The organism is Pseudomonas sp. GM80, assembly GCF_000282515.1.
Taxonomy (GTDB): Bacteria; Pseudomonadota; Gammaproteobacteria; order Pseudomonadales; family Pseudomonadaceae; genus Aquipseudomonas.
The window spans coordinates 40,467-51,668 of sequence record NZ_AKJD01000084.1 but is presented as its reverse complement, the minus strand read 5'-3'; the positions used below and the strand labels follow the sequence as shown (position 1 = coordinate 51,668).

8 protein-coding genes are annotated in these 11,202 nt (G+C 59.6%); 3 read left to right on the top strand and 5 right to left on the bottom strand.

Going from position 1 to position 11,202, the window contains the following annotated elements; all coding sequences use genetic code 11:
- Window positions 1-114: 114 nt before the first annotated feature.
- Window positions 115-1,953: a sigma-54-dependent Fis family transcriptional regulator gene (locus PMI37_RS14895; protein WP_008082138.1), complete on the top strand. Its 1,839-nt coding sequence runs from the start codon at window positions 115-117 to the stop codon at window positions 1,951-1,953.
- Between the two features lie 84 nt (window positions 1,954-2,037).
- On the opposite strand, the gene PMI37_RS14890 is transcribed toward PMI37_RS14895, so the two are convergent.
- From PMI37_RS14890 to PMI37_RS14880, 3 genes are all read right to left on the bottom strand, one after another.
- A complete protein-coding gene (locus PMI37_RS14890) occupies window positions 2,038-3,243 on the bottom strand; it encodes an MFS transporter (protein WP_008082134.1) in 1,206 nt (401 codons plus the stop codon).
- A gap of 234 nt (window positions 3,244-3,477) precedes the next feature.
- Entirely contained in the window at window positions 3,478-4,860 is a 1,383-nt protein-coding gene (gene cysS, locus PMI37_RS14885) for a cysteine--tRNA ligase (protein ID WP_008082133.1), read from the bottom strand.
- 22 nt (window positions 4,861-4,882) lie between these two features.
- The gene (locus PMI37_RS14880) at window positions 4,883-6,580 is read right to left on the bottom strand and encodes a glutamine--tRNA ligase/YqeY domain fusion protein (RefSeq protein WP_008082132.1); all 1,698 of its coding nucleotides are present in this window, start codon (window positions 6,578-6,580) and stop codon (window positions 4,883-4,885) included.
- A gap of 248 nt (window positions 6,581-6,828) precedes the next feature.
- Between PMI37_RS14880 and PMI37_RS14875 the strand changes: the two genes are divergently transcribed.
- Together PMI37_RS14875 and lpxH are read left to right on the top strand one after the other, a co-directional pair.
- The gene (locus tag PMI37_RS14875; RefSeq protein ID WP_008082130.1) at window positions 6,829-7,335 is read left to right on the top strand and encodes a peptidylprolyl isomerase; all 507 of its coding nucleotides are present in this window, start codon (window positions 6,829-6,831) and stop codon (window positions 7,333-7,335) included.
- Entirely contained in the window at window positions 7,332-8,084 is a 753-nt protein-coding gene (gene lpxH / locus PMI37_RS14870; protein ID WP_008082128.1) for a UDP-2,3-diacylglucosamine diphosphatase, read from the top strand. Before PMI37_RS14875 ends, lpxH begins: the two co-directional genes overlap by 4 nt.
- A gap of 120 nt (window positions 8,085-8,204) precedes the next feature.
- Here the strand turns inward: lpxH and PMI37_RS14865 are convergent, their stop codons facing one another.
- Window positions 8,205-9,734, bottom strand: a complete 1,530-nt coding sequence (locus PMI37_RS14865; RefSeq protein ID WP_008082126.1) for a DHA2 family efflux MFS transporter permease subunit — start codon at window positions 9,732-9,734, stop codon at window positions 8,205-8,207.
- Between the two features lie 259 nt (window positions 9,735-9,993).
- Entirely contained in the window at window positions 9,994-11,196 is a 1,203-nt protein-coding gene (locus PMI37_RS14860; RefSeq protein WP_008082123.1) for an HlyD family secretion protein, read from the bottom strand.
- Window positions 11,197-11,202 lie beyond the last annotated feature (6 nt).

Below are 11,202 nucleotides of genomic sequence, written 5' to 3'. Positions count from 1 at the left end.
GCGATCTTTTGATCTTGATTGTCAAAAAACAGGATCAAAAGATCGCAGCCTGCGGCAGCTCCTACAGGGGATCGCATAACAATAATAAGAATGCTGCATCAGAGGCTGACTGCCATGGCCGCACCTGCCCCGCCGCTGTCCCACGACGCGATCGTCCAGACTTCCTGGCAACGTTGCCGCGCGTTCGGTCTCGACCACCAGAGCACGCCGGCCTTCGATCAGTTGCCCGCCGCCGGCATCACGCATCTGCTCGACAGCCATCATTCACTGGTGCAGACCACGCATCAGGAAGTCCTGCCCTATTACGAAAACATCCTCAGCAACTCCAACTGCCTGATCATGCTCGCCGACAATCAGGGCCAAGTGCTGACCTCGTGGGGCACGCAACGCTTTATCGAACCGAATCTGGCCCGGGGGTTTCAGGCCGGTGCGAGCTGGATGGAGCGCTGCAGCGGCACCAACGCGATCGGCACAGCGCTGGCCTGTGAGCAGGCGGTACACATCGAACACGACGAACATTTTCTGAAAGCCAACCGTTTCATGACCGGTTCCGCCGCGCCGATTTTCGACGCCGAGCGCAAGGTGATTGCCGTGCTCGACGTGTCCAGCGACAGCTACCTGCCGCCCTCGCACACCTTGGGCATGGTCAAGATGATGAGCCAGACCGTGGAGAACCGGCTGATCCTTAACCTGTTTCATGGCCAGCACTTTCAACTGACCTTCAACACCGGACTGAACAACCTCGACAGCCAGTGGGCCGGGTTGTTGATTTTTGATGAGAGCGGACAGGTGCTGTCGGCCAATCGCCGCGCGGACAACCTGCTCGGCGTGCGTTTGTCGCGGGTCAGTGTTGAAAGCCTGTTCAAGGTCTCACTGTTGGAGTTGATCAATCAGCCCGACGGGATGCCGTTTGCCTTGCAGACCTCCGGGCGCAACCGTTTTCAATGTTTGTTGAAGCGGCCGAAACAGGCATCGATTCAACCGCGCGTTTTTGCTGATGAACCCAAAAACGTCGCGCCCACCGCCATCAGCCTCAACACCCTGCACTTCGGCGACAGTCGCGTGGAAAAAGCCGTGCGGCAGGCGGAGCGGTTGCTGGAGAAAGACATTCCGCTGCTGATTCATGGCGAAACCGGGGTCGGCAAAGAAGTCTTCGTCAAAGCTCTGCACCAGGCCAGTTCACGCAGCAAACAAGCCTTCATCGCCGTGAACTGTGCTGCGATCCCCGCCGAACTAGTGGAATCCGAGTTGTTCGGCTACGAGAAAGGCGCGTTCACCGGCGCCAACCAGAAAGGCAGCATCGGCCTGATTCGCAAGGCAGACAAAGGCACGTTGTTCCTCGACGAAATCGGCGACATGCCGTTGCCGACTCAGGCGCGGTTGCTGCGGGTATTGCAGGAGCGTTGTGTGCAGCCGGTGGGCAGTAGTGAGTTGTTCCCGGTGGATTTGCGGATTATCTCGGCGACTAACCGATCCTTACGCGAACAAGTGCAGTTGGGGCGGTTTCGTGAGGATTTGTATTACCGCATTGGTGGCTTGACCCTGGAGCTGCCACCGCTACGCGAGCGCAGTGACAAGGAGGCGTTGTTTAAACGGCTGTGGGAGCAGCATCGTGAGCCGACCCAATGGGCGGGGTTGAGTCGTGAAGTGTTGGATTTGTTCGATCGGCATCCGTGGCCGGGCAATTTACGGCAAGTCAGCAGCGTGATGCAGGTGGCGCTGGCGATGGCCGAGGAACAACCGGTGCGGCCGGAGCATTTGCCGGATGATTTTTTTGTTGATCTGGAGATTGAGCCGGTGGAGTGCTCGGCGCCGTTGGGGGTTGATCTAAATGATGTGGAGGCGTTGAACCGTGAGTTGAAGGCTTCCGGGGGTAATATTTCGCATTTGGCGCGGCGGTTGGGGGTGAGTCGGAATACGCTTTATAAGCGGTTGCGGCAGTTGGGCGGTTAGCAGCGCAGATCAAAAGATCGCAGCCTTCGGCAGCTCCTACAGGGATCGTATGTAGGAGCTGCCGAAGGCTGCGATCTTTTGACTTTAAATGGCTGGCTCAACCTGCACAGCCGAAGCCGCCGCCAATGTGCGCAACCCCGCCAGCACAACGACCACCATCATCAAACCCGCACCAATAGCCACCGCAAATCCCGCTCGTGCGCCAAGGGCATCAATCACCATCCCCGCCAACATGCCGCCGAGTGCAACACCCACGCTGATCCCGGTGGTCATCCACGTCAGCCCCTCAGTAATCCTCGATGGCGGGATGATGATCGTCCCCAGCTTCATGACCACGACCATCGTTGGCGCAAACGAAATCCCGGCGATAAACAACGTCGCTGACAGGACATAAACGTCCGCTGCGAAAATCGGCAACACACCGGTAAACGCCGTGACCAATATCCCGATCAGGAACTGCTTTTCGATCGCCAGCGAAACCCTCATCGCACCGAATGTCAGTCCCGCGACCAGTGAGCCAAACGCATAGGCGGCGAGGATGAAGGTTGCGGAGGCTGGCCAGCCTTGCGCATTGGCGAACGCGACGACGGCGACGTCGATTGCTCCGCCAATGACGCCCATCGCCAACAGCGCGAGGACAATGGTGCGAACGCCGGGGATCAGCAAGGTCGAGCCACTATGGCTGGCGTGGCCCACGACAACCTTGGGTTCAGTCTGGCGTTGCAGGAGAAACGCCGTCACCCCGACGGCCAGTAACCCGACCGCAACCAGTGGCCCGGCTTCGGCGAAAAAGCTCACGCTCAAACCGATCGCCAGTGGCGGGCCGACGATGTAGGCCAGTTCGGTGAGGACGGTGTCCAGCGAGAACGCCGTGTGCAGTTGCGGCTTGCCTCGGAACAGCTGCGTCCAGCGCGCGCGGATCATCGACGGCATGCTCGGCATCGTCCCCGCCAGTGCGGCCAGGACGAACAGCAATGCGGCGGGTGCGCGCAAATATACGGCGGTGATCAGCGCCAGCAGCATGCCGATGCTGAATGCCGTGACGATGGGCAGCACGCGACTCTGGCCGTGTTGGTCGACCAGTCTGGAGATGTGCGGGCCGAGCAGTGCATTGGCCAGGGTGAATGTACCGGCGACTGCGCCGGCCAGCCAATAGACGCCGGTTTGCTGGACCAGCATGGTGATGATGCCGATGCCGATCATTGCCTGTGGCAACCGCGCGATGGAGCTCGCGAGCACTAACCCGGTGGCGCCGGGCGTTGTGAGCAGTTCGCGATAGTGATTTGCCATGATTTCTCCTTTGCACAATCGTCATCGACGCAGCATCCGGCTGCGGCAGACATCAAGACCTACGCGCAGAGCAAAAGCAACCCTGGCTAAAAGCGCAGATCAAAAGATCGCAGCCTTCGGCAGCTCCTACATGGAAATGCAATCACTGTAGGAGCTGCCGAAGGCTGCGATCTTTTGACTTTAAAAAACAAAACCCGCACAAGGCGGGTTTTGTTTTGCAGCCAAACACAGCTATCAGTCAGCCAGACGCCAGGTCGTGCCACCCTTGCCGTCTTCCAGCACCACGCCCATGGCAGTGAGCTGGTCGCGGATACGATCCGACTCAGCCCAGTCCTTACCCGCACGTGCTGCCAGACGCGCCGCAATCAGCGCATCGACTTCAGCCGCATCGACACGCCCTTCGGCGCCCGCCTGCAGGAAGTCATCGGCCTCAAGCTGCAACACACCCAACACGCTCGCCAGCTCTTTGAGACGTGCCGCCAGACCCGCCGCTGCATCGAGATCGCTCTCACGCAGACGGTTGATCTCACGCACCATCTCAAACAACACAGCGCACGCTTCCGGCGTACCGAAGTCGTCGTTCATCACCGTGGTGAAACGCTCGACGAACGCTTCACCGCCCGCCGGCGCCACAGTCGGCAGGCCTTTCAACGCGTGGTAGAAACGCTCGAGTGCGCCTTTGGCGTCCTTGAGGTTGTCTTCCGAGTAGTTGATCGCGCTGCGGTAGTGGCTCGACACCAGCAGGTAACGCACGACTTCCGGGTGGTACTTTTCCAGCACGTCGCGGATGGTGAAGAAGTTGTTCAACGACTTGGACATCTTCTCGCCATTGATGCGAATCATGCCGCAATGCATCCACGCGTTGGCGTAGGTCTTGCCGGTGGCCGCTTCGCTCTGGGCGATTTCGTTTTCGTGGTGCGGGAACTCGAGGTCGCTGCCGCCGCCATGAATGTCGAAGGTCTCGCCGAGGCAGCAGGTGGACATCACCGAGCACTCGATGTGCCAGCCCGGACGCCCTGCGCCCCACGGCGATTCCCAGCTCGGCTCGCCCGGCTTGGTAGCTTTCCACAGGACGAAGTCCAGCGGATCCTGCTTGGCTTCGTCGACTTCGATGCGCGCGCCGATGCGCAGGTCTTCGATTTTCTTGCGCGACAGCTTGCCGTAGCCCATGAACTTGGCGACGCGGTAGTACACGTCGCCATTGCCCGGGGCGTAGGCGTAACCCTTGTCGATCAAGGTCTGGATCATGCTCAGCATGCCCGGAATATGATCGGTGGCACGCGGTTCCATGTCCGGCTTGAGGATGTTGAGGCGCGCCTCGTCCTCGTGCATCGCGGTGATCATGCGCTCGGTCAGTGCGTCGTACGGCTCACCGTTTTCGCGGGCACGATTGATGATCTTGTCTTCAATGTCGGTGATGTTGCGCACGTAGGTCAGGTTGTAACCGCTGAACCGCAACCAGCGGGTCACCAGGTCGAACGCGACCATGCTGCGGCCGTGGCCAATGTGGCAGTAGTCATACACGGTCATCCCGCAGACGTACATGCGCACATTGTTGCCATCGAGCGGCTTGAAGACTTCTTTGCTCTTGGTGAGCGTGTTGTAAATCGTCAGCACTTTATATTTCCTTGACGCGAAATCACTGGCCCCACGAATCACGCAGGGTCACGGTACGGTTGAATACCGGCTGACCTGGTTTCGAGTCCTTCAAATCAGCGACGAAGTAACCTTCGCGCTCGAACTGGAAACGGTCTTCCGGCTGTGCATTGCCAAGCGATGGCTCCGCACGACAACCGGTGAGTACCTGCAGCGAATCAGGGTTGATGTTGTCGAGGAAACTCGCGCTGTCTTCAGCCTTCTCAGGGTTGGCCGAACGGAACAGGCGATCGTACAGACGCACTTCGCACTCGACGCTGGCCGCAGCCGGTACCCAGTGGATCACGCCTTTGACCTTGCGGCCTTCAGGGTTCTTGCCGAGTGTTTCCGGGTCGTACGAGCATCGCAGTTCGACGATGTTGCCGTCGGCGTCCTTGATCGCTTCGTCGGCACGGATCACGTAGCTACCGCGCAGACGCACTTCACCGGCCGGTTCCAGGCGCTTGTAGCCCTTCGGCGGCTCTTCCATGAAATCGTCACGGTCGATGTAGATTTCCCGGGCGAATGGCAGCGCGCGCACGCCCATGTCTTCTTTCGGGTGGCGCGGCAGTTCGAGGTTCTCGACCTGGCCTTCCGGGTAGTTGGTGATCACGACTTTCAGCGGACGCAGCACGCACATGGCGCGCGGCGCGGTGTGATCGAGGTCGTCACGGATGCTGAATTCGAGCATGCCGAAGTCAACCACGCCGTCGGAACGGTTGGTGCCGACCATTTCGCAGAAGTTGCGGATCGATTTCGGCGTGTAGCCACGGCGGCGGAAGCCCGACAGCGTGGACATGCGCGGATCGTCCCAGCCATGCACGTGCTTTTCATCGACCAGTTGCTTGAGCTTGCGCTTGCTGGTGATGGTGTAGTTGAGGTTCAGACGGCTGAACTCGTACTGACGCGGGTGCGCCGGCACTGGCAGGGCGTCGAGGAACCACTCGTACAGCGGGCGATGGCTTTCGAATTCCAGGGTGCAGATCGAGTGGGTGATGCCTTCGATGGCATCCGACTGACCGTGGGTGAAGTCGTAGTTCGGGTAGATGCACCACTTGTCACCGGTCTGGTGGTGATGCGCGTGGCGAATGCGGTACATGATCGGGTCGCGCAGGTTCATGTTCGGCGAGGCCATGTCGATCTTCGCGCGCAGCACGCGGGCGCCGTCCGGGAATTCACCGGCACGCATGCGCGCAAACCAGTCGAGGTTCTCTTCAACCGAACGGTCACGGAACGGGCTGTTTTTGCCCGGCTCGGTCAGGCTGCCACGGTATTCCTTGGCTTGCTCCGGAGTCAGGTCGTCGACGTAGGCCTTGCCAGCCTTGATCAGCTCAACGGCCCAATCGTGCAACTGGTCGAAATACTGCGAGGCGTAGCGCACTTCGCCGGACCATTCAAAGCCCAGCCATTTGACGTCGGCTTCGATCGCGTCGATGTATTCCTGATCTTCCTTGGCCGGGTTGGTGTCGTCGAAACGCAGATGCGTGACGCCGCCGAACTCCTGGGCCAGGCCGAAGTTCACGCAGATCGACTTGGCGTGGCCGATGTGCAGGTAGCCGTTGGGCTCCGGCGGGAAACGGGTGACGATCTGCGTGTGCTTGCCCGAGTCCAGGTCTGCCTGGATGATCGGCCGCAGGAAATTGACCGGCACGGCAGGGCCGGACTTGGCATTCGAGGTAGGGTCGACAGTGGGCTTGCTCATAGGATCCTTGACTTACAGGTGCGCGGCCGCAGAGGGGCCAGACAAAACAAAGCCGCTATCATAGCCGATGCTGTCAAGGGGCTGACAGAGCAGGCCCTATAAAGGTGTGCTTTTTATCGCCGGGAATTGAAAAACAGCCTCGAAATTCGCGCCTGTCACGCTAAACTGCGCACCTTGGCCCACGCTGGCTGAACCGGTTTGGGGGCTCGATGTCCCAAAACCACGAATTCCTCTAAAGAGTAGCGATCATGACTCAAGTTAAATTGACCACCAATCATGGCGACATCGTCATCGAACTGAACGCTGAAAAGGCGCCGATCACCGTCGCCAACTTCATCGAGTACGTCAACGCCGGTCACTACGAAAACACCGTTTTCCACCGCGTCATCGGTAACTTCATGATCCAGGGCGGCGGTTTCGAGCCAGGCATGAAGGAAAAGAAAGACAAGCGTCCAAGCATCCAGAACGAAGCTGACAACGGTCTTTCCAACGAGAAGTACACCGTTGCCATGGCCCGCACCATGGAGCCGCATTCGGCTTCCGCGCAGTTCTTCATCAACGTGGCTGACAACACTTTCCTCAACCACAGCGGCAAGAACGTGCAGGGCTGGGGTTACGCGGTATTCGGTAAAGTGACTGCCGGCACCGACGTTGTCGACAAGATCAAAGGCGTGTCGACCACCATGAAGTCCGGCCACCAGGACGTACCAGCAGACGACGTGATCATCGAGAAAGCCGAGATCATCGAAGCGTGATATTGCTGATTTCAGACTTGCATCTGGAAGAGGAGCGCCCGGACATTACCCGGGCGTTTCTGGATTTGCTCGCCGGACGCGCCCGCTCGGCGAGTGCGTTGTACATTCTCGGCGACTTCTTTGAAGCGTGGATTGGCGACGATGCCATGACACCCTTCCAGCGTTCCATCTGCCAGGCCCTGCGCGATTTAAGCGACAGCGGCACGGCGATTTTTCTGATGCACGGCAATCGCGACTTCATGCTCGGCAAGGCCTTCTGCAAGCAGGCCGGCTGTACGTTGTTGAAGGACCCGAGTGTCGTGCAGTTTTACGGCGAGCCAGTGCTGCTGATGCACGGCGACAGCCTCTGCACCCGCGACGTTGGCTATATGAAACTGCGGCGCTATCTGCGTAATCCGATCACCCTGTTTGTCCTGCGCAACCTGCCCCTGAGCAGCCGCCATAAACTGGCGCGCAAACTGCGCAGTGAGAGCAAGGCGCAGACGCGGATGAAGGCCAATGACATTGTCGATGTCACGCCCGAGGAGATTCCGCGGATCATGCAGGAATACGGGGTGAAAACCCTGATCCACGGGCACACCCATCGCCCGGCGATCCACAAGTTGCAGATCGGTGATGAAGCGGCGAAGCGGATTGTGCTCGGGGATTGGGATCGACAGGGTTGGGCGTTGCAAGTGGATGAGAGCGGCTACGCCCTGGCGCCGTTCGATTTCGCCCCGCCACCCGCCCTGCCCGCCCCGATCCTCTAACGATCACTGCTATCCCTGTGGGAGCGGGCTTGCCCGCGATGAGGCCATCACATTCAACATCTCTGTTGACTGAAAATCCGCCATCGCGGGCAAGCCCGCTCCCACAGGTTATGTGTTGCCTCAATGTCCGGACGCGGCCGGCCCTGCCTTGGCGGCAAACGGCGGTTTGGCCAGCCACACAATCAGAATCAAGCCCATAAAGCCCCAGCCCAGCAGCGTGAAGTAATCCACGGTAGAGAGCATGTACGCCTGGCTGGTGAGGATCTGATCCATCTGCGCATAAGCCGATTGGCTCGCGCCGCCTAAATGATTCAACGTCTCCCGCGTCGCGGGCTCATAGGTACTGATGCTTTCGCTCATGTACGCATGATGCTGGTCCGCCCGGCGAATCCAGATCCACGTGGTCAGCGACGCCGCAAAGCTACCGCCCAAGGTCCGCAGGAAAGTCGCCAGACCGGCGCCATCGGCGATCTGGTTCGGCGGCAAGTCGGACATCAAGATACTCAGGGTCGGCATGAAGAACAGCGCCACGCCGATGCCCATGAACAGCTGCACCAGGGCGATGTGCTGGAAGTCCACTTCGTTAGTGAATTCCGCACGCATGAAGCAACTGAGGCCAATTGCCAGAAACGCGATCCCGGCGAGCAAACGCAGGTCGAACTTGTGCGCGTACTTGCCGACAAACGGCGACAGCAGCACCGGCAAAATGCCGATCGGCGCCACAGCCAGACCCGCCCAGGTCGCGGTGTAGCCCATTTGCGTCTGCAACCACTGCGGCAGGATCAGGTTGATGCCGAAGAACCCGGCGTAACCCAACACCAGCACCAGCGTACCGATGCGGAAGTTGCGGTAGGCGAACAGCCGCAGGTTGACCACCGGGTGCTGGTCGGTCATTTCCCAGATCACGAACACCGCCAACGCGATCACCGAAATCGCCGCGCCGATGATGATGAAGTTCGACTCGAACCAATCCAGATCATTGCCCTTGTCGAGGATCACCTGCAAGGCGCCAACACCAATGATCAGCGTGATCAGACCGACGTAGTCCATCGGCTGACGACTGGTTTCCACCGGGCGCTTGGCCAATTGCGAACGCACCACCATCACCGCAAAAATCCCGATCGGCACGTTGATGAAGAAAATCCACGGCCAGCTGTAGCTGTCGGTAATCCAGCCACCGAGAATCGGCCCGGCAATCGGTGCGACCACCGTGACCATCGCCAGTAGCGCGAGGGCCATGCCTCGCTTCGCGGGCGGATAGACCGCGATCAACAGGGTTTGCGTCATCGGGTACAACGGCCCGGCGACCAGACCTTGCAGGACGCGGAAGCCGATCAGTTCTGGCATCGACGTCGAGATACCGCAGAGAAACGAGGCCAGCACGAACAGAATCGTGGCCCACAAAAACAGTTTCACCTCGCCGAACCGGCGGCTGAGCCAACCGGTCAACGGCAGCGCAATTGCGTTGCTCACGGCGAACGAGGTGATCACCCAGGTGCCCTGCTCCGAACTCACCCCCAGGTTGCCGGAAATCGTCGGCAACGCCACGTTGGCGATGGTGGTGTCGAGCACTTGCATGAAGGTCGCCAGCGACAGGCCGATGGTGCTGAGCAACAGGCTGGGCGGCGTGAAAGAAGCGTTATTGCTCATCGCGAATCCTTTGGAACCGGGTTGGCGCTGCGTCTGTTACAGACGCGGCTGCCCATGCGGAAAACAATCTATGGGATAAGGAAAACTACTGTGGCGAGGGGATTTATCCCCGTTGGACTGCGCAGCAGTCCCGTCTTTTCCTGATCCAAAGAGGGGCCGCTGCGCGACCCAACGGGGATAAATCCCCTCGCCACAAGGAATTCCTTTTCCCAGATCAATCCCTGTACCTCAGACAAATCCCCTGACCACAGGTGTGATCTCAGCGTTGCGCGGTTTTGCTGACCGCGGCGCTGTTGTCGTGGATCAGCTGCGCAATCATCGCGTCGGCTTCGGCCAGTTGGCGGTCGTAGACGTTGGTGCTGAACGAGGCTTTTTGCGGTGGTTGCTGCGCCAGCACTGGGCCGCTCTGATCGTGCAGGTTCACTTCAACGTTGGTCGACAGACCGACGCGCAGCGGGTGCTTGGCCAGTTCTTCGGCATTGATGTGGATACGCACCGGCACACGCTGAACAATCTTGATCCAGTTACCCGTGGCGTTTTGCGCCGGCAGCAAGGCAAACGCGCTGCCGGTGCCAGCGCCGAGGCTGTCGACGGTGCCGCTGTATTTCACGTCGCTGCCGTAAATGTCGGATTCGATATCGACCGGCTGACCGATGCGCATGTCACGCAGTTGGGTTTCCTTGAAGTTGGCGTCGATCCACAGCTGATCCAGCGGAATCACCGCCATCAACGCGGTGCCCGGTTGCACACGCTGACCGAGTTGCACGGTGCGTTTGGCGACATAACCGGTCACCGGCGCAATCAAGGTGCTACGGGCATTGGTCAGGTACGCCTGACGCAGATCGGCAGCGGCCGACATCACGTCCGGGTGCGATGAAACTACGGTGTCATCAACCAGCGCGCTGGTGGTTTTCAATTGCTGTTTGGCGTTGGCCAGGGCGTTTTGCGCCGAGGTCAGGTCGTCGCGGGCGTGGGACAGTTCTTCCTGGGAAATTGCACCGCCCTGCGCCAGGTTTTTCCGGCGGTTGTAATTGTCCTGAGCTTTCTGCACTTCAGCCTGTTGCGCGTTGACCTGGGCTTTCATGCCATCAACGTTGCTGTACAGACCGCGTACCTGACGCACGGTGCGCGCCAGTTTCGCCTGGGCACTTTGCAGGCCGACTTCGGCATCGTTCGGGTCGAAGTTGATCAGCACCTGACCTTCGTGAACCAGATCACCGTCGTCAGCACCGATGCTGACCACCGTGCCGGTCACCAGCGGGGTGATTTCGACGACGTTACCGTTGACGTAGGCGTCGTCGGTGCTTTCATTGAAGCGTCCGATGAACTCGTGATACGCCCAGACGCCGGCGCAGGCGAGTGCAACCACAACGGCCAGCACCAACAGCATGACTTTGCGTTTGCGCGGGTTGCCGGTGTCCGGGGTGTTGCCTTGAGCTTGGGTGTTTTCGGCAGTGGCCATGACAAT

Coding starts and splice junctions, on each gene's coding strand:
- PMI37_RS14895 (WP_008082138.1), top strand. CDS start 115: ATGGCCGCACCTGCCCCGCCGCTGTCCCACGACGCGATCGTCCAGACT.
- PMI37_RS14890 (WP_008082134.1), bottom strand. CDS start 3,243: ATGGCAAATCACTATCGCGAACTGCTCACAACGCCCGGCGCCACCGGG.
- PMI37_RS14880 (WP_008082132.1), bottom strand. CDS start 6,580: ATGAGCAAGCCCACTGTCGACCCTACCTCGAATGCCAAGTCCGGCCCT.
- PMI37_RS14875 (WP_008082130.1), top strand. CDS start 6,829: ATGACTCAAGTTAAATTGACCACCAATCATGGCGACATCGTCATCGAA.
- PMI37_RS14865 (WP_008082126.1), bottom strand. CDS start 9,734: ATGAGCAATAACGCTTCTTTCACGCCGCCCAGCCTGTTGCTCAGCACC.
- PMI37_RS14860 (WP_008082123.1), bottom strand. CDS start 11,196: ATGGCCACTGCCGAAAACACCCAAGCTCAAGGCAACACCCCGGACACC.